Annotated in this window: 22 protein-coding genes; 12 read left to right on the plus strand and 10 right to left on the minus strand. The window is 57.5% G+C overall.

Going from position 1 to position 21,213, the window contains the following annotated elements; genetic code table 11:
• Nucleotides 1-51: 51 nt before the first annotated feature.
• Nucleotides 52-1,005, minus strand: a complete 954-nt coding sequence (locus tag CLV87_RS18650; protein WP_099248580.1) for a pseudouridine synthase — start codon at nt 1,003-1,005, stop codon at nt 52-54.
• A gap of 55 nt (nt 1,006-1,060) precedes the next feature.
• Here CLV87_RS18650 and CLV87_RS18655 point away from each other — a divergent pair, with 55 nt between their 5' ends.
• A complete protein-coding gene (locus CLV87_RS18655) occupies nt 1,061-1,513 on the plus strand; it encodes a nucleoside deaminase (protein WP_099248582.1) in 453 nt (150 codons plus the stop codon).
• A complete protein-coding gene (locus tag CLV87_RS18660) occupies nt 1,510-2,052 on the plus strand; it encodes an rRNA large subunit pseudouridine synthase E (RefSeq protein WP_099248584.1) in 543 nt (180 codons plus the stop codon). The genes CLV87_RS18655 and CLV87_RS18660 overlap by 4 nt, the downstream gene beginning before the upstream one ends.
• 72 nt (nt 2,053-2,124) lie before the next feature.
• Here CLV87_RS18660 and hemF read toward each other — a convergent pair whose 3' ends face one another.
• The 4 genes from hemF to clpS form a co-directional block, all read right to left on the minus strand.
• Nucleotides 2,125-3,015, minus strand: a complete 891-nt coding sequence (gene hemF / locus CLV87_RS18665; RefSeq protein WP_099248586.1) for an oxygen-dependent coproporphyrinogen oxidase — start codon at nt 3,013-3,015, stop codon at nt 2,125-2,127.
• Between the two features lie 74 nt (nt 3,016-3,089).
• Nucleotides 3,090-3,890, minus strand: a complete 801-nt coding sequence (locus CLV87_RS18670; protein ID WP_099248588.1) for an SDR family NAD(P)-dependent oxidoreductase — start codon at nt 3,888-3,890, stop codon at nt 3,090-3,092.
• Nucleotides 3,891-3,928: 38 nt separating this feature from the next.
• On the minus strand, nt 3,929-4,924 hold the full coding sequence (locus CLV87_RS18675) for a class I SAM-dependent methyltransferase (RefSeq protein ID WP_099248590.1): 996 nt from the start codon (nt 4,922-4,924) through the stop codon (nt 3,929-3,931).
• A 21-nt stretch (nt 4,925-4,945) separates the two neighbouring features.
• Nucleotides 4,946-5,272, minus strand: a complete 327-nt coding sequence (gene clpS / locus CLV87_RS18680) for an ATP-dependent Clp protease adapter ClpS (RefSeq protein ID WP_099248592.1) — start codon at nt 5,270-5,272, stop codon at nt 4,946-4,948.
• Between the two features lie 140 nt (nt 5,273-5,412).
• Here clpS and CLV87_RS18685 point away from each other — a divergent pair, with 140 nt between their 5' ends.
• Together CLV87_RS18685 and CLV87_RS18690 are read left to right on the plus strand one after the other, a co-directional pair.
• Entirely contained in the window at nt 5,413-6,108 is a 696-nt protein-coding gene (locus CLV87_RS18685) for an HAD family hydrolase (RefSeq protein WP_099248594.1), read from the plus strand.
• A 259-nt stretch (nt 6,109-6,367) separates the two neighbouring features.
• The gene (locus CLV87_RS18690) at nt 6,368-7,816 is read left to right on the plus strand and encodes a D-alanyl-D-alanine carboxypeptidase family protein (protein ID WP_099248596.1); all 1,449 of its coding nucleotides are present in this window, start codon (nt 6,368-6,370) and stop codon (nt 7,814-7,816) included.
• Nucleotides 7,817-7,821: 5 nt separating this feature from the next.
• Here the strand turns inward: CLV87_RS18690 and CLV87_RS18695 are convergent, their stop codons facing one another.
• Entirely contained in the window at nt 7,822-9,567 is a 1,746-nt protein-coding gene (locus CLV87_RS18695) for an alpha/beta hydrolase (protein WP_099248598.1), read from the minus strand.
• Nucleotides 9,568-9,741: 174 nt separating this feature from the next.
• A complete protein-coding gene (rpsU, locus tag CLV87_RS18700; protein WP_007818122.1) occupies nt 9,742-9,948 on the minus strand; it encodes a 30S ribosomal protein S21 in 207 nt (68 codons plus the stop codon).
• Nucleotides 9,949-10,330: 382 nt separating this feature from the next.
• On the opposite strand from rpsU, the gene CLV87_RS18705 reads away from it, so the two are divergent.
• Entirely contained in the window at nt 10,331-11,017 is a 687-nt protein-coding gene (locus CLV87_RS18705) for a COQ9 family protein (protein WP_099249330.1), read from the plus strand.
• A gap of 64 nt (nt 11,018-11,081) precedes the next feature.
• Nucleotides 11,082-12,065: an NAD(P)H-quinone oxidoreductase gene (locus CLV87_RS18710; protein ID WP_099248600.1), complete on the plus strand. Its 984-nt coding sequence runs from the start codon at nt 11,082-11,084 to the stop codon at nt 12,063-12,065.
• A gap of 75 nt (nt 12,066-12,140) precedes the next feature.
• Here CLV87_RS18710 and hemC read toward each other — a convergent pair whose 3' ends face one another.
• A complete protein-coding gene (hemC, locus tag CLV87_RS18715) occupies nt 12,141-13,094 on the minus strand; it encodes a hydroxymethylbilane synthase (protein WP_133840845.1) in 954 nt (317 codons plus the stop codon).
• A 110-nt stretch (nt 13,095-13,204) separates the two neighbouring features.
• Between hemC and hemE the strand changes: the two genes are divergently transcribed.
• Nucleotides 13,205-14,248 (plus strand): uroporphyrinogen decarboxylase, encoded by a 1,044-nt coding sequence (gene hemE, locus CLV87_RS18720; protein ID WP_099249332.1) that lies wholly within the window; start codon nt 13,205-13,207, stop codon nt 14,246-14,248.
• 88 nt (nt 14,249-14,336) lie between these two features.
• Here the strand turns inward: hemE and CLV87_RS18725 are convergent, their stop codons facing one another.
• Nucleotides 14,337-15,314: a DMT family transporter gene (locus CLV87_RS18725; RefSeq protein WP_099248604.1), complete on the minus strand. Its 978-nt coding sequence runs from the start codon at nt 15,312-15,314 to the stop codon at nt 14,337-14,339.
• A gap of 148 nt (nt 15,315-15,462) precedes the next feature.
• On the opposite strand from CLV87_RS18725, the gene CLV87_RS18730 reads away from it, so the two are divergent.
• Entirely contained in the window at nt 15,463-16,413 is a 951-nt protein-coding gene (locus tag CLV87_RS18730) for an ABC transporter ATP-binding protein (protein WP_099248606.1), read from the plus strand.
• A complete protein-coding gene (locus CLV87_RS18735; protein WP_099248608.1) occupies nt 16,410-17,171 on the plus strand; it encodes an ABC transporter permease in 762 nt (253 codons plus the stop codon). The genes CLV87_RS18730 and CLV87_RS18735 overlap by 4 nt, the downstream gene beginning before the upstream one ends.
• Before the next feature lie 104 nt (nt 17,172-17,275).
• Here CLV87_RS18735 and CLV87_RS18740 read toward each other — a convergent pair whose 3' ends face one another.
• The gene (locus CLV87_RS18740) at nt 17,276-18,337 is read right to left on the minus strand and encodes a YeeE/YedE family protein (protein WP_099249334.1); all 1,062 of its coding nucleotides are present in this window, start codon (nt 18,335-18,337) and stop codon (nt 17,276-17,278) included.
• A gap of 180 nt (nt 18,338-18,517) precedes the next feature.
• Between CLV87_RS18740 and CLV87_RS18745 the strand changes: the two genes are divergently transcribed.
• The 3 genes from CLV87_RS18745 (at nt 18,518) to CLV87_RS18755 (ending at nt 21,147) form a co-directional block, all read left to right on the plus strand.
• Nucleotides 18,518-19,747, plus strand: a complete 1,230-nt coding sequence (locus CLV87_RS18745) for an MFS transporter (RefSeq protein WP_099248610.1) — start codon at nt 18,518-18,520, stop codon at nt 19,745-19,747.
• Nucleotides 19,748-19,824: 77 nt separating this feature from the next.
• Nucleotides 19,825-20,697: a 50S ribosomal protein L11 methyltransferase gene (locus CLV87_RS18750; RefSeq protein ID WP_099249336.1), complete on the plus strand. Its 873-nt coding sequence runs from the start codon at nt 19,825-19,827 to the stop codon at nt 20,695-20,697.
• Between the two features lie 105 nt (nt 20,698-20,802).
• Nucleotides 20,803-21,147, plus strand: a complete 345-nt coding sequence (locus tag CLV87_RS18755) for a hypothetical protein (RefSeq protein WP_099248612.1) — start codon at nt 20,803-20,805, stop codon at nt 21,145-21,147.
• Nucleotides 21,148-21,213: the final 66 nt, after the last annotated feature.

A 21,213-nucleotide genomic window follows, 5' to 3' on the forward strand; every position in this document is an offset into this window, starting at 1 on the left:
GGGCAAAAACTGGGCGACACACGGGAATTATCAAGAAGAGTTAACTGGATGCTAACGCCGCTTAGGGCGACTGGCTTTGTTGGAGCTTGGGGGTTTGTCTTTTTGAGTCAGTGGTTTGCCACGCTTTGCCGGTGTGCCGCTTCTGCCCTTGGGCTTGACCGTTGGGCGCGTACCGGGCTTCGAAGTGCCAACATCTTTACGATTGCGTCGAACCGCGCGCTTGGCTGTTCCGGTCTTTTCCTCTTCTTCAAGGCCCAATTGATCCCGCAACACGCGGCGGCGAATCTCTTCGACCTCCCCCTGCTTCAACTGCCCCAGCTGGAACGGACCATAGGACACCCGGATCAATCGATTCACCACCATGCCAACATCATGCATCGCACGGCGGATTTCGCGGTTCTTCCCCTCGCGAAGCCCGACCGTCAGCCAGCAATTGGCCCCTTGCTGGCGGTCAATGGACACGGTCATGGGCTGGAACCTCTGCCCCTCCACCTCGATCCCCTTGCGGAGAGGTTCGAACGTTTCATCAGTCGGGCGGCCATTCACCCGAACACGGTATTTGCGCAGCCATCCGGTGGAGGGCAGTTCAAGCTTGCGTTTGATCCCGCCATCATTGGTGAGCAACAAAAGCCCTTCGGAATTGAGGTCAAGCCGGCCCACGCTCATCACACGCGGCATGCCCTCAGGTAGGGAATCGTAAATGGTTTGGCGGCCTTTTTCGTCGCGGTCGGTTGTGACCAATCCCGTTGGCTTGTGATAGAGCCACAGACGTGCAGCGTCCGGGGTTGCCAGCGCTTTGCCGTCCACCTCGATCACATCTTTGTCGGTGACGTTCAAGGCCGCGCGTTCGATGACCTTGCCATTCACCGAAACCCGCCCCTCTTCGATCATACGCTCGGCATCCCGACGGCTGGCTACGCCGGCGCGGGCGATGACTTTGGCGATGCGATGCCCTTTGGGGGTGTCAGAAGCGGTCATTGAGGCACCTTTCGATCTGGCAGCCATGCAGGTTGAAAGCAACACGACTAGCCCATTTGCGCGACAGAGGCTATAGGGCGGCATGACCTTTCGCAGCTATATGGATATCGCTCTGGATGAGGCCCGTGCCGCCGCAGCACGCGGCGAAGTGCCGGTTGGCGCGGTGATTGTTGACCCGCTGGGACGGATTGTGGCGCTGGCGGGCAATCGCACACGCGAATTGAGCGATCCGACGGCCCATGCCGAGGTTTTGGTAATCCGCGAAGCCTGCGCGCGACTAAATGCGGAACGTCTACCTGATCACGACCTTTATGTGACTTTGGAACCCTGTCCAATGTGCGCTACCGCGATCTCCTTTGCCCGCATCCGTCGGCTGTATTTCGGGGCAAGCGATCCAAAGTCCGGCGGTGTCCTGCAAGGGCCGAGGATTTTTGAACAATCGCAATGCCACCATGTGCCAGAGGTTTTCGACGGGATCGGTGAAGCGCCCTCCGCGGCGCTTTTGAAATCCTTTTTCGCGGAGCGCCGGTCATGACAGTCATTTTGTTTAACAAGCCCTTTGGCGTGCTGTCGCAATTCACTGATAAGGGAACCGAGGGCAGCAAACGCGAAACCCTGTCCAATTACATTGACGTGCCAAAGGTTTACCCGGCGGGGCGCTTGGATCGGGATAGTGAAGGGTTATTGGTTCTCACCGATGACGGGCGCTTGCAGGCGAAAATCGCGCATCCCAAGTTCAAAAAGCCCAAGACCTATCTTGTTCAGGTCGAAGGACGCCCGTCTGAGGATCAGATTGCAGCACTGCGATCCGGAGTGGAGCTGAAAGATGGCATGACGCGCCCGGCAAAGACAGAGCTGATTGATCCGCCCGATCTTTGGCCACGGACTCCTCCGGTCCGGTTTCGCAAAACTGTGCCTGATGCCTGGTTGAAACTCACCATCACCGAGGGGCGCAATCGCCAGGTGCGCCGCATGACAGCCCATGTGGGGCTGCCTTGTCTGCGTCTCGTGCGGTGGTCTGTCGGTGACTGGACGCTGGACGGTTTGGCCTATGGCGCATGGCGCAAGGCGTGAGCGCAACCAAATTCCGTGCACGGAGTTTGCAAATTCCATCAATGGAATTTGGTCCCGCTTACCGTGCTCGCTTCAAACCCATTTGGCCATGGGGGGCAGGCTCATAAGCACCGCATTGGCGTCGTGCCCGGTTGCCAGGCCAAATTTGGTGCCCCGATCATAGACCAAGTTATATTCGGCATAGAGACCGCGATGCACCAGCTGTGCCTCTTTCTCAGCCTCACCAAAGGCGTCCACACGGCGTTTCTCGACCAGCGGAACAAAGGCAGGAAGGAAGGCCCGGCCAATATCTTGGGTCAATGCGAAATCCGCCTCCCAATTGCCGGTATTGCGGTCATCCATAAAGATGCCGCCAACACCACGCGCCCGATGGCGGTGAGGGATGTAGAAATATTCATCCGCCCAGGCTTTCAACTCGCCATACAACCCGTCGCCATGTGGTTTCAGGTGCTCTTCCTGCGTGGCATGAAAATGGGCGGTGTCGTCGTCATATTCCAGACAAGGGTTCAGATCTGACCCGCCGCCGAACCACCAGGCATTCGGCGTCCAGAACATCCGGGTGTTCATGTGAACCGCCGGGCAATGTGGGTTTTGCATATGGGCGACCAGGCTGATGCCGCTGGCCCAGAAGCGCGGGTCATCTTCGATGCCTGGAACACCGCGCGCGGCCATGGATTTTTGCGCAGCGCTGCCCAGCGTGCCGTAGACGGTCGACACATTGACCCCCACCTTTTCAAAGACCCGCCCGCCGCGCATGACGCTCATCAAGCCACCGCCCGCATCAGAGCCATCATCCGAATGGCGCTTGGTCTCGGTCACTTCAAAGCGGCCAGCGGTCTCATCGGAAAAGGGGCCTTCCGAATGGCTGTCTTCCAACCCCTCAAAGGCTGCAACGATTTCGTCCCGAAGGCTGCGAAACCAGGTGCTGGCGCGGTGTTTTTCGTCTTGGAAAAGGTCTGTCATCTGGCACTCCGTCTTGCGCCTTATCTAAAGGGTGCCACAAACGGCATCAATGCGACGCTTGCACGTGTCCGCAATTAATGCGCCGGTGCTTCGACCGGATCAAGCAGGGTCCGTCCGCCATCGACGGTCATGATCTGGCCGGTCATAAAGCCCGATCCCTCGCTGGCCAGAAACTGAACCGCATCGGTTAACTCATCCGGTGCCGCGATGCGGCCCAAAGGCGTGTGTTGTTCAATGTCTTCACGGAACTCACGGTTTTCGCGCAAAATATCCTTGAGGCTGGCCGACATGACCGAGCCAAAGGCCACAGCGTTGACCCGGATACGCTCAGGAGCCAAGGCCACAGCCAGTGAACGAGTCATTTGATCCAAGGCGGCGCAGGACACCGAATAGCCCAGTAGATCCGGATGCGTGCGGCGCCCGGCGATTGAGGAAAGGTTGATGATCGAGCCAACTTGCCCTTCTTCTTGCCCTTCGGCCTGTTTGATCATTCGCTTGGCGACCAATTGGCTAAGACGCAGAGATGTCAACAGGTTTTGCGACAGCATTTGCTCAACAGATCCATCATCCAGATCCAAAGGCGTCGATTGCATGGTTTGACGTGAGCCATTGACCAAGATGTCCACGCGGTCAAACGCATCCAGAGTGGCCGAAAGCAAGTTGGCCAGGGTCAGGCGTTCGCGCAAATCACCCGCGAAATAGCGCATGTTGCCTTCGTCCGGTGCGCTGCCACATTCCTTGATGAGACCATCCTCATCCATATCGGCAAACATCACATTCGCGCCTTTATCGACAAAATGCCGGGCAATGGAGAGGCCGATACCGTTGGCCGAGCCGGTTACAATGGCTGTCTTGCCTTCAATGGAAAAGCCCATAGCGCGCTCCTTTGCCTCTTGGGGCAGGTTATCTGAACTTATCGCCCTGTGCGAGTGCGTTGCACGGGGCGGGTCGCGTGGAGAATTTTGAACTTTGTATCGCCGGCGATTTCGCTGACCTCGCGAAAGCGGTCTTGCAACACGGTTTCGTAAGGCAGGTGGCGGTTCGCCACCATCCAAAGCTGCCCGCTGGTCGAAAGAAGCCGTGCTGCGTTGCTAATGAACGCTTGGCCAAGCGCCGGTTCGCCCTTGCGGCTGGTGTGGAAGGGCGGGTTCATGATGACCGCATCCAGTGGGGCAGGGGCCTGCCAGCGCGTCGCATCATTCCAATGGTACTGGGCGCGCGGTTCATCGGCATTGACCTTGGCGCAGGTCAAGGCGGTCAGGTCTGCTTCGACCAAGTGCAGCTCGCGCACTTTGTCCCGTTTCAGAATCTCGCGCGACAACCAGCCCCATCCAGCACCTAGATCTGCAACACGCCCCTTGATTGTGGTGGGCAAGGCAGCGGCCAAGGCGCGCGAGGCCGGATCGGATTTTGCTGCGGAAAACACGCCCGGGGCGGTCATATCGCCCTCGGCATTGGCGGACATGTCCGGGGTGAGCCAGTCACCTAGCGCGCCAGAGGCCTTGAACCAAAGACAGCGCCCATGGGCCTTTGAGACATTGCCCTCAAGCGTGACCTTGCCTTTCAAAGCCTTGGCGATCGGGTCGATTCCGTCGGTTTTGGCTCCGGTGACGATCACCAAACCACCGCTCGCTGCTTCTTCGGCTTGCGCGATACGCTGTTGCGCCAAATCTTTGGCGCGAGGGAGTGTTACGACAATCGCTTCATATGCGCCATTCAGATGGGTCGTGGTTGTGACGCGCTTTTCCCAAGCCTGATACTCGGGAAAAAATGTCTGGATGACCTCAACGTCATCAGGTTTGAACGTTCCCAACCCGTCCGCTGATAAGGCTCCAAACAGGCCGATCCGACCGGAGGGGAGCTCCAACCCGGCGGAATTCATCGCGAATGTCAGACGATCCAAGCTCATCCTGGTTAACCCCGACCGGGGTTATTCCTTTTCCATGGTGCATTGCAGCGGATGCTGATTCTGACGGGCAAAATCCATCACCTGACTGACCTTGGTTTCCGCAATCTCATGCGAGAACACGCCAACAACTGCGACACCCTTTTTGTGCACTGTCAGCATGATTTCAAACGCCTGTGCATGGGTCATGCCAAAGAAACGCTCCAGCACATGCACAACAAATTCCATCGGCGTGTAATCATCGTTGAGCAACAACACCTTATACAAAGGTGGGCGTTTGGTTTTCGGGCGGGTTTTGACAGCGACACCGGCATCCCCTTCGCCATCATCGGGCGTGTTCGGGCCTGTCATGACCAGGGGACCATTGGCAAATGTCTGGAGTGTCAGAGCGTTTGTCATCAGTGCGTGCTTTACCTTCCTGCGGTTAGCCCGGTTATATAACCTGTCTGGCCGCGACGAAAAGGGGGCCAAGGAAAGCTGAGGGGACAAAGGTGAAGAAATTACGAACAATTGCCTTCGATGCGGATGATACTCTTTGGCATAACGAGCGGTTCTTTCATTTCACTCAGCAACGATTCGCCGAGCTATTGGGCGATTTCGCCGAGCCGGATCATTTGGATGCCCGGCTGTTGGCGGCGGAAAAGCGCAATATCGGGCATTATGGGTTTGGTGTGAAAGGCTTCACTCTTTCGATGATCGAAACCGCGATTGAGGTTACCGATGGACGCGTGCCTGCGACGGTTATTGCACAGTTGCTTGAGGCGGGGCGCGACATGCTGGATCACCCGCTGGAACTGTTGCCTCATGCGCAAGAGGCGGTCGAGGGCGTGGTCGACGATCACCACCTATTGCTGATCACCAAGGGTGATTTGCTGCACCAAGAGCGCAAACTGGCCCAATCGGGGTTGGGGGATTTGTTTGATGGGGTCGAAATTGTCTCTGACAAACAACCGCAAACCTATCAGCGCATTTTCGGAGACCTTCCAGGCGGGACGCAGGCGTCAATGATGGTGGGAAATTCGATGAAATCCGATGTGCGACCGGCGATTGATGTTGGCAGTTGGGGCGTTTTTGTTCCCCATGATCTGGCCTGGGATCTGGAACATGCCGAAGCGCCTGAGTCTGAGCGCTATCACGCGATTGCTGACCTGTCTGAGTTGTCGGATCTGGTAGCAAAAATCGGCTGAGTTTTTCGCCACAATTTTGCCTTAATTCGCCACAATTGCGCCGCAATCGCTTGTCTTGGGGGTGGTTAGGGGGAAACCCCTAGATGTAGAAATGCCCGTTAACACAAAGTTAGGGAAAATCAACAGATTGCGGGGTTTTCCGAATGTGATTTCCATGTTACGCTAAACGCAAATAACTAAATAAGCTCACCGAAAAATCGGGGGCATGAGGCAGTAAAAGGCGAATATCGTGACGGGACGTCGTAGGCAGACGGGCCGAATGGGCCTGTATCTATTCACGTTTATTTGGTTGGCGCTTTTGGTGCCTCTCAGCGCAATGGCCGCACCTTATGCAGCCATGGTGATGGATGCGCGCAGTGGCAAGGTCTTGCATGCGCGCAATGCCGATACCCGGCTTCACCCCGCCTCTTTGACCAAGATGATGACGCTCTATATCGCTTTTGAGGCGGTGCAGAATGGTGAGATCAGCATGGATACCTTGGTCAAGGTGTCGGCCCATGCCGCGTCTGAGCCACCGTCCAAGCTGGGGTTGCGTGCCGGTCAGAAAATCAAATTGCGCTATCTGGTGCGCGCGGCAGCGGTGAAATCCGCCAATGACGCCGCCACAGCGATCGGCGAGGCGATCGAGGGGTCCGAGGCCGCCTTTGCGCGCCGGATGAACCGCACCGCCAAGGCGCTGGGCATGACCCGCACCTCGTTTCGTAACGCGCATGGTTTGACCGAGAACGGTCACTTGTCGACAGCCCGCGATATGACGATTTTGGGCCGTCACGTCATTTATGACTACCCGATGTATTACAATCTCTGGTCGCGCAAGACCGCCGATGCGGGGATCAAGACTGTCGCCCACACCAATCGCCGCCTGCTGTCCAGCTATCGTGGCGCGGATGGGATCAAGACAGGTTATACCCGCGCTGCAGGTTTCAACCTGGTTGCATCGGCGGAACGTGGCCGTGAACGTGTAATCGCGACGGTATTTGGTGGGCGTTCGACCGCGTCGCGCAATGCCAAAGTGGCAGAGCTTTTGGACCTTGGGTTCAAACGGGCTCCGACTCGTGTGGCTTTCCGCTCTCCGCGCAAACCGCCTTATCGTGGCTCAGCCAAAGGGCGCACAGTGATCGCCGAAGCCCCCGCCGCGCCCAAACCTGCTGCGAAACCGGGGCAAAGGGCGAAATCCGTGCGTGTCGCCTCCGCAGCGGTCACGCGCAGTCTGCGTCCGCAAGCGCGTCCGCTACAGGCCGATCCCGTGCCTGACACAGCGCCCTTGGTCGCCAGTGTTCAAGATGACATCGAAAAAGTGCTGAAAGAGGTGCAAACCGTTGCCGCTGTCGCGCCAAGTGCCAATGGGGCGGCGCCGGCTGCCTCGGTCAAACCGGTTATCCGGCCAGCCCGCGTGGTCGCTGCCGCGCCGCGCGATGTGCCGACCCCATCGCGCAAAGCCGAAGTGATCACGCGACTTTCGACCTCGGGTGGGCGGCATTGGGGCATCAATGTCGGTCGCTACCCAAGCCGGTTCACGGCTGAAAAGGTGTTGCTGAAGACAGCGCTTGCTGAGACGTCGACTTTGGATGGATCACTGCGCAAAGTTGTCAAAGGCAAGCGCGGGTTTGACGCCAATTTCATGGGGCTGACACGAGACACCGCCGAGCTTGCCTGCAAGCGGCTTCAGGCACGTCAGGTCACTTGTTTTATGATCGGTCCGAGCTAAGAGCCTTAGCGGTTTCCGTTCAAAATCCGTTCGATCAGGGACAGGATGAATTCGATACGCCCCTGATCAGGCACCAGTTCAACAACCAGTTTGCGCGCCTCTTCCGCCTCGCGGATATTCTTGTGCTTGAGGTTTGAAAACACGCTGATCAAGTCGTTTGAGGGGCATTGGCCGGGGCGATAGCTCCAGGTTCGGGCCCCCAAATCGCTGCGGGCCTGCAGGCCACAGCGGCTGATCGGTGCAGCATCGCGCCAGAACAGGGTGGCCATATCGGCCAGCGCTGAGCTGTCATTCGAGAAATAGTTATGCGCCAGCATGTCCTCGCCCATCGCTGTCATGTCGATGCTGTCAAACCCGTTGGACGCCATGAGGAACTCGCCGCCCAGACCTGCACGCGGTGTGGTACCATGCAGCTTGTGGGACGACACCAGCGCCCAATCGGTCGATGAGGCGTAAAGTGTCATGCGTTTGGCCAGCGGTTTGAACACATCCGCCATGGTGGCAAAGAGATCGGTGTCGATATCGGGGGCGGCAAACATCAACTGACCAAAAACCGGGGCGTCGCCGGGTTGGGCATTGCGGCGCAGAGCCATGATTTCCAAGGCATCAGAGAGCGCGCGCGACCCCATGGAATGGGCGAGAACATGGATGGTCTGCGCGCCCGAGCGTTCCACGAGATCGTCGAGGAACACCGCCAAGCGCCGCCCAGACAGGCGCACCACAGCAGCATCGGCGAAATAGGCGGCCGTCCGGTCGCGCGATGGCCAGGAAAACAGCACCGGCACCGAGGCATGCCCCATATCATAGGTGATTTGGGCCGCACGCTGCGCCGCATATTCGAAACTGTGGTTAAACCCATGAATATAAACGAATAGGTCACGTTCTGGCGCGCCAGAGAATTCCCCTTGCAGCCGGGCAAAGAAGGAATTCGGATCCACAGGTTCAACGGATTTCAGCAACACATGTTTGCTGGGCGAGGGTGAAAACTCCAACCGCCAGACAGAGGGGCGTTCAACGCGGCCCGAGACATGGTTGTCCGGAATGGTGACTGTCGCCACGCCGAGTTCCAGATGATCGCCCCGCTGCCCGCTATAGAATTCACGCGGCTTTTTTGATCCGGTTCGGGCGCGATCAGTGGCGTAATAAACATCGACCACACGAAAGCCGTTCTTGGGGTCATTGTCCTTTGTTTCAAAGGCTGGCGCGACGAGGCTTTCATTGACGGCCTCCGCGAGATCGGCGGCCTTGTCATCGCCTGCAAGCTTTGCTAGCCGAGCCAGGCTGGCATAGAGACGCGCCAATTCATCGCCCTCGCGCCCGGTCTCGGCCTCGGCCTCAATCGCCGATTCGATGGCACGGCGCGCCTGATCCAAGGCATTGTCCTGCTCATAAAGGTCAGCCGCCAGTTCAAAGGCAGGAACCGGATCCAACTGCACTGTGGCGCGGGCAAAGGCGCGGGTCCGCCCGACCGCTGTCCAGGCGTCGCCAGCGGCGCGGATCTGGCCGATCTGTTCCAACAACTCTGCGCGCAACTGCAACAGGTCCAGCAGAATGCGCATATCGGGTGGGGTGCCCAAAACCCGAGGATCGCGCAGGGCAATATCCGCCTCGCGCAACGCGCGCAGCGGGTCCACCTGGGCCAACCCGTCAATGGTCACAACACGCGTAATATCCTGCGCTTTGACCTGTGCCGGCAGGGCATAGGACAACATGGCAATCGCAGCAACAAAGGGCCAAAGGCGCATTTTCATTTGGAAACCATCCGGCAAGCAGAGACTCGTCGTTGCGATTTTCGCCGGTTGTGGCCGCGTTAACAAGGGCAGGGATGCCCTACCTTGCGGCACAACGATCCTGTCAAAAATGACAAACCCCCGAAAGCGGCAGCTTACGGGGGTCGTCTATTGCCTTTAGTGCATCAAAGCTGCTTAGAGCAGACCTTCGCGCTGAGCCTTTTTACGAGCCAGCTTGCGGGCACGGCGGATAGCCTCTGCCTTTTCGCGTGCTTTCTTTTCCGACGGCTTTTCGAAGTGCTGACGCAGCTTCATTTCGCGGAAAACGCCTTCGCGTTGCAGCTTTTTCTTCAGGGCACGAAGCGCCTGATCGACATTGTTGTCACGAACACTAACCTGCATGTGGTTTTCACCACCTTTCTAAGTTTGAGTTGCAAGTATTTGCAGGAGCCCGGCCTATAGCAAGCGGGTAAAGAATTGTCTAGGGCCCGTGGACACTCACCATAAACCATCAGCGCGAGACCCATTTTGCCGCTGACAAGGCGATTTTCCCGCAGCGATCTGGTTGATCGGTAGGGAAAACCAACGAAGGCAGAGGCAAAATGGGCCGCGCAGCTCCGCTGTTTCGCCAAAATTGCTCATTTCGTCGTTATTTGACCGTGAAATAGATCACTATTCCTGTGGCCAAATTCCTAGAACTGAGCAATTTTGGACTGAAACTGATGGTCTATGGTGAGTGTCCACAGGCCCTAGTCTTGCGATGGAAAGCCAAGGAAGCTGTGTCATGCCTGATCAAAACCCCGGTCCCGTTCATGCCTTGTTAGAGGCTGCGCTGATCCATGTGCCCTTTGACGGCTGGACCGAGGAAAGCTTTCGTGCGGCCATTCGCGATTGTGACTTGGATCCGGTTGTGGCGCGGGGGCTTTGCCCGCGTGGGGCGTTAGATCTGGCGGTTTTGTATCACCAGCAGGGTGATGACGTCATGGCTGAAAGGATGCACAGCCCGGAATTCGCGGCCATGCGCATTCGCGATAAGGTGAGCTTTGCCATCCGCGCGCGTCTGGAGGCGGTGGAAGATCGCGAGTTGGTACAACGGGGCACAACCCTGTTTGCCCTGCCGCAAAATGCCGGTGACGGGGCCAAGCTGATCTGGGGCACAGCGGATCGCATTTGGAGCGAGATGGGCGATTCGTCGCGTGATCTGAATTGGTATTCCAAGCGCGCAACGCTTTCGGCGGTCTATTCCTCGGTGGTTCTTTACTGGTTGGGCGATCAATCAGAGGGACATAGTGCCACATGGGAGTTCCTCGACCGCCGCATTGAAAACGTCATGCAGTTTGAAAAAACCAAGGCCGTCCTGCGCAAAACCCCGCTGATCGGCGGTGTCATGGAAGGGATCGGCAAGCTGTTTGAACAGGTGCAGGCCCCGTCTTCGGGTCGCTCTGACCTCCCAGGTGGTCGTCCTTTTTAGCGCAACACTTGTCATGGCTGTTAGGGCTGCTACCACAAGGGAAAGCAGTTGATAGGAGCCGGTGATGACCCAAACCATGCGCGCGATTGAGATTTCCACCCATGGCGGGCCCGAGGTTCTGGTACCCTGCGAACGCCCAATGTCAAAGGCGGGGCATGGCCAGGTTGTGATCAAGGTGGCCTATGCCGGCGTCAATCGCCCGGACGCTTTGCAGCGGGCTGGCATGTATAATCCGCCAAAGGGCGCGTCTGATTTGCCGGGGCTTGAGGCCTCGGGCGAAGTGGTCGCTGTTGGGGCAGGGGTGACCTGGCCCGCGCTGGGCGATCAGGTTTGTGCTTTGCTGCCCGGTGGTGGCTATGCGGAATATGTCGCCACTCCGGCGGCGCATTGTCTTCCTGTGCCAAAAGGGATGGGGCTGAAAGAGGCAGCTTGCCTGCCTGAGACCTTTTATACTGTTTATTCAAACGTGTTTCAGCGCGGCGGGTTACAAGCGGGCGAGCGGTTTTTGATCCATGGAGGATCAAGCGGCATCGGCACTACCGCTATCCAACTGGCCAAACATTTCGGCGCACGCGTCTTTGTGACCGCTGGGTCGGATGAAAAATGTCAGGCCTGTCTGGATCTGGGGGCCGAGCGGGCGATCAACTATCGTGATGAGGATTTTGTTGAGATCCTGCGCGCCGAGGGCGGCGCGGACCTGATCCTCGATATGGTTGGCGGGTCTTATCTGCCGCGCAACGTGAAATCTTTGGCGGATGATGGGCGGTTGGTTCAGATTGCGTTCCTGCAAGGGCCAAAGGTCGAGCTGAATTTTGCCCAGGTCATGACCCGTCGCCTGACCATCACCGGCAGCACCTTGCGCCCTCAAAGCGACCTGGCCAAGGCCCGGATCGCTGAAGCATTGCGCGACAAGGTTTGGCCCTTGTTGGATGTGGGCAAGGTTGCGCCGGTCATGGATTCTGAATTCGCTTTGGAGCAAGCGTCAGAAGCACATGCCCGGATGGAGAGTTCCGGCCATATAGGCAAGATCGTCCTTAAAGTATCCTAGGGGGCGCTAGGGGCGCTGCCCCGTCCCGAGCAAAGCTCGGGACTCCCCGGGATATTTTTGGCCCAAAGAAAACCTTTAGCGCCAGTCAAAGAACCCTGGTCCGGCTTGGGCAATCAAATCCTGGGCCAATTTGCGACCAAGGGTGTTGCCCTCAGCGGCTGGGCCATTGATTTCACCGGCATAGGATTTACTGCCGTCAGGGCGCAGGATCTCTCCACGCATGCGCATCTGGTCGCCATCAAGTTCCGCAAGAGCCGCGATGGGCGTTTCGCAGGACCCGTCGAGTTCGGCGAGAAAGGCGCGTTCTGCGGTCACACGGATGCCGGTATCAGCATCGTGAAGCGCATCCAACATGGTTTTGGCGCGCGCATCATTGCTGCGTCGCTCGATGCCAATCGCCCCTTGGGCTACGGCGGGCAGCATGTCTTCGGGTGCGATGGGCGTGGCGGGAACCTCGGTCATGTTGAGGCGTGACAGACCCGCCATAGCAAGGAAGGTTGCTGCTGCAACGCCGTCCTCCAGCTTTTTCAGACGGGTTTGCAGGTTGCCGCGAAACTCGACGATGTTGAGATCCGGGCGCACCGTCATCAGCTGTGCGCGACGGCGCAGGGAAGAGGTGCCAACGGTTGCGCCTTTGGGCAGGTCGTGAATGCTGTCGACCGACGGGCAAATGAAGGCATCGCGCGTGTCTTCGCGCGGCAGGAAGCAGGTCAGCTCCAACCCGTCGGGCTGAACGGTCGGCATATCCTTGGTCGAATGCACCGCGATATCGATGTCGCCACGCAGCATGGCCTCTTCGATTTCCTTGGTGAAGAGTCCCTTGTTGCCGATTTCCTTGAGCGGTCGATCTGCGTCAATCAGGCTGCGGTCATCGCCGGTGGTTTTAATCACGACAATGTCAAATGCCTCTTCCGGCAGATCAAAGGCCACCATCAAACGCGAACGTGTTTCATAGGCCTGGGCCAGTGCCAGCGGGGAGCCGCGGGTACCGATTTTCAGCGGGGCATCTGCAGAGGGTATCTCGGTCATGGGGCAAGCTTTACGCCTGTCAGCGGCATGAGACAATGGGCGTGACAAAGGCATCGCTTGACATCTTGTCTCAGGCGCGGGACGAGAGGGCAAACAAGATAGGTGCCCTGATGACTAATCCTGCAAACAAGACCATTCTGCGTGCCTTGGCTGGGGAAACCTTGCCCACTCCGCCGATCTGGATGATGCGGCAGGCGGGGCGTTATTTGCCGGAATATCGTGCGACGCGCGCGCAAGCCGGGGATTTCCTGTCGCTCTGCTATAACTCTGAATTGGCGGCCGAGGTGACGCTGCAGCCGATCCGGCGCTATGGCTTTGACGCGGCGATCCTGTTTGCGGATATTTTGCTTTTGCCACAGGCGCTTGGGGCGGATCTGTGGTTTGTGACTGGCGAAGGCCCACGCATGTCAACCATCACCTCGGATGCGGATTTTGACAAAATTGGTCGCGGTGAGATGATCCACGAGACGTTGAACCCGGTCTATGAAACCGTACGGATCCTGCGCCGCGAACTGCCCGAAGAAACGACCTTGATCGGGTTCGCTGGTGCGCCTTGGACCGTGGCGACCTATATGATTGCGGGCCGTGGCACCAAGGATCAGGGGCCAGCCCATGCGCTGAAAGCTGAGAACCGGGCGTTGTTCGAAAAGATCATTGATCGGTTGACTGAAGCGACGATCGATTACCTGTCCGAGCAGGTCAAAGCGGGGGCCGAGGTGGTCAAGCTGTTTGACAGCTGGGCGGGATCCTTGCAGGGCGATGATTTTGAACGCTACGCGCTGGAACCGGCCAAGATCATCACTCAGGAGATGAAGTCGCGCTTTCCCGGGTTGCCGGTGATCGCATTCCCGCGTCAAGCGGGCGAGAAATATGTTGGATTCCATCAGGCGACCGGGGCTGATTGTGTCGCGCTGGATGATAGCGTGACGGCAGAATGGGCCGCAGAGCATGTGCAACCTGGTGGCTGTGTGCAAGGAAACCTGGCCTCAAGCCATATGGTGACCGGTGGTCAAGCGCTGGTGGATGAGGCCAAACGCATCGTTCAAGCACTGTCGAATGGGCCGCATATTTTCAACCTAGGTCACGGGATCACGCCAGATGCGGATCCTGAGAATGTGCAATTGATGATCGACGCGGTGCGCGGGAAGGTCTGATCTCTCTGGCCTGCGCGCCCAAAAGTTTTATCTAAAACTTTTGCAAATTCCGTGGACGGAATTTGGGTGCTTGATGCGACCTAGGCTATTAACGCCGCCCCCACCGCGCCCGGCGACCGGGCAGGGGGCGGTTTTTGATCTGTTCGCGCAAGAAAACGAACAGGCCAGCCCCAATGATCAGCCCGCAGCCGATCCACATCGCCATATCAGGCCATTCCCCGAAAACGGCCCAGCCCCAGAAGATCGCCAAGGGCAATCCGACATATTCAAACGGCGCAATGGTTGCGGCATTGGCCGATTTGTAAGCCGCGCTTAGGCAGTATCCGATCAACCCGGAACACAGGCCCAAACCGATGAAAACCGGGACGTCCGCCATGGGCGGCCAACTCCAGGCGCGTAGCAGGAAAATGACGCTTTCATTCTCCACGCCTTGCGCAAATCGTCCGTCTCCGGCGACCAAAAAGAACCCGGTGGAGACCAGCAAAAACGTGCTTTGGATATAACATGCCAGGGCAGAGGCCGGGGCGGATACGCCCAGTTTGCGGGTCAAGACTTGGGTAAACGCATAGAAAAATGCCGCGATGACCGGCAGGAACAGCACAAAGCGAGACACCGAGATTTCAGTGCTCCACGGTTGTTGAATGACCACGACACCCAGAAAACCGACCACGACGGCCGCCAAACGCAGCGGGCCCACCTTTTCGCCGAGGATTGGGATCGAGAGCAGCGTGATGCATAGGGGCGCGACAAAGAAAAGCGCCGTGGCTTGTCCCAGCGGCATGACAGCCACGGCGGCATAAAACGTCATATTCGCCAGGACGATCAACATGCCGCGCAGCAGATGTATACCCGGTGTCGCGGTGCGCAGAGCCTGAAACCCGCCTTCGAACTGCAAAAACACCATGGTGAACAGCAAGCCAACAAAGGACCGCACCCAGATGGTTTGATGCAATGGATAGCCATCAGACAGCATTTTGACCAAAAGGTCGTTCACCGAAATTGCGACAACACCAATAAGTATAAACAATATCCCCTTGGCAGGGTGATCAAGATTTTCGGAAGTCATGCCAATGACCTAATGCCGTTCCGGAGTGACTTCCGGCCAGTTTACGACAGCAGGGGTCGCTAAATAACCGCATGGGTCATGTGCAGGATTGAACAATTGCCTTTGTGCCTGACGCGGGTAGGTTGACGCGAGCGCAAACGGGGGACCGATGATGGCTATGGTGAATATCCGCGATCTGCGGAAAGTGTATGAAGGCGGTTTCGAAGCCCTGAAAGGGGTCTCTCTGGATATTGAAGAGGGGGAAATCCTGGCTCTGTTGGGCCCGAATGGCGCGGGCAAGACCACTTTGATTTCAACAATTTGTGGGATCACTTTGCCCAGCAGCGGCCGCATCGAGGTGGGAGGGCATGACGTCGTGGATGACTATCGGCAAGCGCGCAATCTAATCGGCCTTGTTCCCCAAGAGATCAACCTGGAACCCTTTGAAAAGGTTCTGAACACGGTGCGGTTTTCGCGTGGGCTGTTTGGCAAGCCGCGTGACGATGCCTTTGTCGAACAGGTTTTGCGCAAGCTGTCGCTGTGGGAAAAACGCGATTCACGGGTGATGGAACTGTCCGGCGGCATGAAGCGTCGCGTGTTGATTGCCAAGGCGCTGAGCCACGAACCTCGCGTGTTGTTTCTGGATGAACCAACGGCAGGGGTCGATGTCGAGCTGCGCCGCGATATGTGGGAAACCGTTGAGGAGCTGAAGCGCGATGGCGTAACCATCATCCTGACCACCCATTACATCGAAGAGGCCGAGGAAATTGCCGACCGGATCGGTGTGATTAATGGCGGAGAAATCCTGTTGGTCGAGGAAAAAGAGGCGCTGATGGCGCGGATGGGCCAAAAGGAACTGCATGTGGAGCTGACCGATGCCTTGGATAGCGTGCCCGAAAGCTTGTCCTCCTACGATTTGAAGCTGTCCGAAGATGGGCAAACGCTCATCTATACTTTTGACGCCAAGGCGGATCGCACCGGGATTGGCCGCTTGATGGCTGCCATGCCCGAGGCCGGGCTGAAAGTCTGCGATGTGAACACGACACAAAGCTCGCTCGAGGATATTTTCGTGGGCCTTGTCCATGGGCAGGACAAGACAGAAGAGGAGCAGGTGGCATGAATTGGCAGGCTGTCGTCTCGATCTATCGCTTTGAAATGGCGCGTTTCTTTCGCACCTTGGCGCAAAGCTTTATCTCACCGGTCCTATCGACTTCGCTGTATTTCGTGGTCTTCGGAACCGCCATTGGATCACGCATCGCCGAGGTCGAGGGGGTAAGCTATGGTGCATTCATCGTGCCTGGTTTGATCATGTTGTCTGTTATGACACAGGCCTTGTCCAACGCCTCCTTCGGGATCTACTTTCCCAAATTTATCGGCACGATTTTTGAGCTGCTCTCGGCCCCTGTGAACTTTCTCGAGATCGTTCTGGGCTATGTCGGCGCAGCGGCGACCAAGGCGTTGTTTATCGGCGTTGTCATTCTGGCCACCTCAGCCCTGTTTGTGGATCTGAGCATTGCACATCCGCTGGCGATGATCCTGTTTTTGGTCCTGACCTGTATCAGTTTCTCGCTGTTCGGGTTCATTATCGGCATTTGGGCCAAGAACTTTGAACAGTTGCAGTTGATCCCGTTGCTGGTGGTGACACCTTTGGTGTTCCTCGGAGGCGCGTTCTATTCCATCGCCATGTTGCCGCCGGTTTGGCAGATCATCACCAAATTCAACCCGGTGGTCTATTTGATCTCAGGCTTCCGCTGGTCGTTCTTTGGGGTGGCTGATGTGCCGATTGTGACCAGCCTGCTGGCGATTGGCGGTTTCACGGCGCTCTGTCTTGGTGCGATCTGGTGGATCTTCAAAACCGGTTGGCGCATTCGCCAGTAAGGCTGAACATCAACAGGAGCGGGGGCGTGCCTCCCGCTCCTGTCGCAAGCGGCGCTGTTTTGCCAAACCCACGCTACTCGTCCCTCGCATTCTAGTTCTTTGTTCTAGGCTGCGACCGCTTGGCGCTCACCTCCCAGGAGCGTGTCCATGGTCATGCCGCCGATCCACATGGCGAATAGTGCCAACCAGGCGGTTCCGGCAAAGATCGAGCCGCCGCTGACACCCGCGCCAATGGCGCAGCCTCCGGCCAGCATTCCGCCGAAACCCATCATCACCGCCCCGATCATCGCGCGACGCATCGGGCTTGCCCCTTCAAAGGCCTGAAACTGAAATTCCCGCGCCAGAATGGCCGAGACAAAGGACCCGATCACCACGCCGGGAACGAGGCCGATGTCGAATTCCAGGATCGAATTGCGATCAAGCAAGAACATCAAGGTGTTGGCCGAGGGGCCGGTAAAGGTAAGGCTCTCGATCTGAACCGGATCAAAAGCCACCTGCGACAGCGCAAAGGTCAGACCATAGCCCAAAGCGGCGGCAAAACCGACGCCAGAGGCAAAGACCAGCCGCGAAAACCCGATCCGGTTGCGGCGTGACAATTCCAAGGCTAGCAGCGCAATCAAAAGGCCAATCATCAGGCCGGCCTCTTTGGGCAGATGCACTGCCGCCAGCAGGTCCATATTGCGGCCCCCCGATGTGACCCACAGCCGGGCGAGAAAATCGCGCACAGGGGCCAGCCATCCCGTCAGGCTCATTTGTGCGACAACGGCAAAGATCAGTCCGGACACGATTGAGCGCATATTCCCCGTCGCGGCCAGCACCAGCAAACGACCGGAACAGCCGCGCGCCAGAACCATGCCCGCCCCAAAAAGCAACCCGCCAATGATCGCGCCAGACCAACTGCCAGGAACGGCCATCATGCGCGCCTCGCTTGTGTCCAGAAACCCAAGAAGTTGCGCGCCTTGAACCCAGACCACCGCCGTGGAAAAGGTCAGCAACCAAACAGCGACTTTGTCTTGCATGTGGCCACGGGCAAATTCGACCGTCGCCGCGCGTAAACAGAACCGAGACCGCTGTGCTGCCACGCCAAAGATCAACCCAGTGATCAATCCAAACAGAGCGGCGGTCGGGCTTTCACCGATTCTTTCAACAAGGGGGACGAGATCCATGCGCTGCTCCTGTGCCAACTTGCGCAGCACCATCATGCAGGTGAGCAGGGCGCGCCTTGACATATGTCAGACGCATGCATTTATCGAAATGTGTTGTTGCGGAGTGCCGAACCAAGATCGTGCATCTGCGCACCAATAGCGGACTCGCCAAAACATGTTTTGAGGCGTAAAGGCGATGTCATGAAAACAGTGCCTTTATCCCAAGCCAATTCCCTTCCGTTCTGGCGTCGTCCTGTGACGCTTTTGTTCCTGATGGCCATCGCCATGCCCCTGTCGTTTTCGACTTGGCTGGCCTTGTTGAACAATTTTGTGATCGAAGTGGCGCAATTTGACGGCTCGGATATCGGTTGGCTGCACACCGTCCGTGAAATCCCCGGCTTTTTGGCGGTTGGCGTGATCTTGGTGATCATGGTGGTGCGGGAACAGGTCTTGGCGATGCTGTCGCTCGCTCTGCTTGGAGTCGCCACCGCAGTCACGGCTTGGTTTCCGACTCTGGGCGGTATCATGTTTATCACCCTGCTGAGTTCGATCGGCTTTCACTACTATGAAACCGTGAACCAAAGCCTGCAGCTGCAATGGCTCCCTAAAGACCGCGCACCCAAGGTATTGGGGTGGTTGATTGCGGCCGGTTCGGCGGCGACTCTGGTGGCCTATGTGTTGATCGTGTTGACCTGGGAAAGCCTCAACCTGTCTTATAATACGGTTTTCATGGCGTCTGGCGGGCTTACCCTGGTGATTGTCGCCTATTGCGTGCTGGCCATGCCGCAATTCGAAAGCCCCAATCCGCAGTTGAAAAAGTTCATTCTGCGTCGCCGGTATTGGCTGTATTACGCGCTGCAATTCATGTCTGGCGCGCGTCGGCAGATCTTTGTTGTCTTTGCTGGTTTCATGATGGTCGAACGGTTCGGCTTCGACGTGCATGAGGTCACCGGGCTCTATCTGATCAATCTTTTGGCCAATATGGCGCTCGCCCCGGTTTTCGGACATGCGGTGTCTTATTTTGGCGAACGCCGCACTTTGATCTTTGAGTATATTGGTCTGGTCCTGGTGTTCCTGGCTTATGGCGGGATTTACTGGTTTGGCTGGGGCGTCGTGCTGGCGGCGGCGCTTTATGTGCTGGATCACTTGTTCTTTTCGCTGGCGCTTGCGCTCAAGACATATTTCCAAAAGATCTCAGCCCCAGAAGACATTGCGCCCACCGCGGCTGTTGCCTTTACCATCAACCATATCGCCGCTGTGGTTCTGCCTGCTCTGCTGGGATACCTCTGGATGGTGTCGCCGGGCGCGGTGTTTGCCTTGGCGGCGGGCATGGCAGCGACCAGTCTGGCGCTCGCGTTGATGATCCCGCGTCACCCTGAGCCTGGCAATGAGACGATTTTTGCGCGCGGGCTGCCTGCACCAGCGGAATAACGGCTTTCGAAAGGTGACAACTGGCGCAAGCCATGGGCTTGGTGTATGCGAACGGCCAAGCCTTACCGGAGACAACCATGCCCACCTTTACCGCCTTTACCAAATTGCCCGCCAAAGACGCCGCTGAAGCGCTGGGCCTTGCCTTGGAAGAGATGGAGCCGGAACCCACGGGCATTGGCGTCTTTGAGATCGAAGATGGCAGCGAGACCTGGGAAGTGGGCGGCTATTTCCTGGAGGAACCCAATGACGTTGAGCTGGCCCTGCTGGCCGCAGCCTATGGTGCCGATCCGTTTGTTGTGTCCGAAGTGCCGGACACCGATTGGGTCGACAAGGTGCGCCGCGAACTGACCCCGGTCGTCGCCGGTCGCTTCTTTGTCTATGGCAGCCATGACGCAGACAAGATCCCGGAGGGCTCTGAACCGCTGCTGATCGAGGCCGCCATGGCCTTTGGCACCGGTCATCACGGCACCACGCAAGGATGCCTTGAGGCGCTGGATCGCTTGGCCAATGACGGGTTTGTCGGTGAAAACGTGGCCGATATTGGCTGTGGCACGGCTGTGCTGGGCATGGGCGCGGCGCGGATCTGGCCGAACCCGGTGATCGTGTCGGATATCGACGAGGTCGCTGTCGAAGTTGCCGAGGCCAATGTTACAGCTAACGGGTTGAACGGCAAAGTTATCTGCGTCGAAGCGGCGGGATTTGGTCACACCAAACTGGCGGAACGCGCGCCGTTCGATCTGGTCTTTGCCAATATCCTCAAACAACCCTTGATCGATCTTTCCCCAGACATGGCACGCAGCCTGCAGCCTGGCGGTTATGCGATCCTGTCGGGCATTCTGGTGCGGCAGGCGGATGAAGTGATCGAAGTTTATGAAGCCAATGGCGTTAACCTTGTTCGTCGTGACACAATCGGCGAGTGGGTGACACTAACGTTGCGCAAATCGGAATAATTCCCGTCATATTTAGGGAAAATTCGCCACAATTGCCTCACTTTGGCCGTAATTCTTGGCTACCTATTGGTACATCCGGTGGGGGCCGGACCATTAGAGGCTGCCATGGAAGACACGCTTCAATCATTTGATAACCGCCAGAAGGCGGTACGCCGTAAACACACCCGCATGGCCAAGGGCTATGTCACGAAATTGCGCAAGGATGGGGTGTTTGTACAAACCCCGGACAGCAAATCCGGCAACTACGCATTGCGGTTGCTTGTGATTGCCCTTGTTGCCTTGTTCGCCTTCAAGAGCTTTGTTCTCTATTGGTTGGGGACCGAAGTATACCAAGGGCATGTCGATGCTCTGGCGGCCGGGACCACCTCGGAAAAGATCGGTGCCTTTTTGATGCAGATCGACCCCATCACAGCCAAAATCGCCGAAGTTCTGTCACCCTTTGCCGGGTGACATTTCACAACTAAGGTTTTGAAAAGAATTAAGCCGCGCTCTGATCCAGAGGCGCGGCTTTCATCT

Source organism: Pelagimonas phthalicica, from assembly GCF_004364805.1.
In the GTDB taxonomy this organism is placed as follows: Bacteria; Pseudomonadota; Alphaproteobacteria; order Rhodobacterales; family Rhodobacteraceae; genus Pelagimonas; species Pelagimonas phthalicica.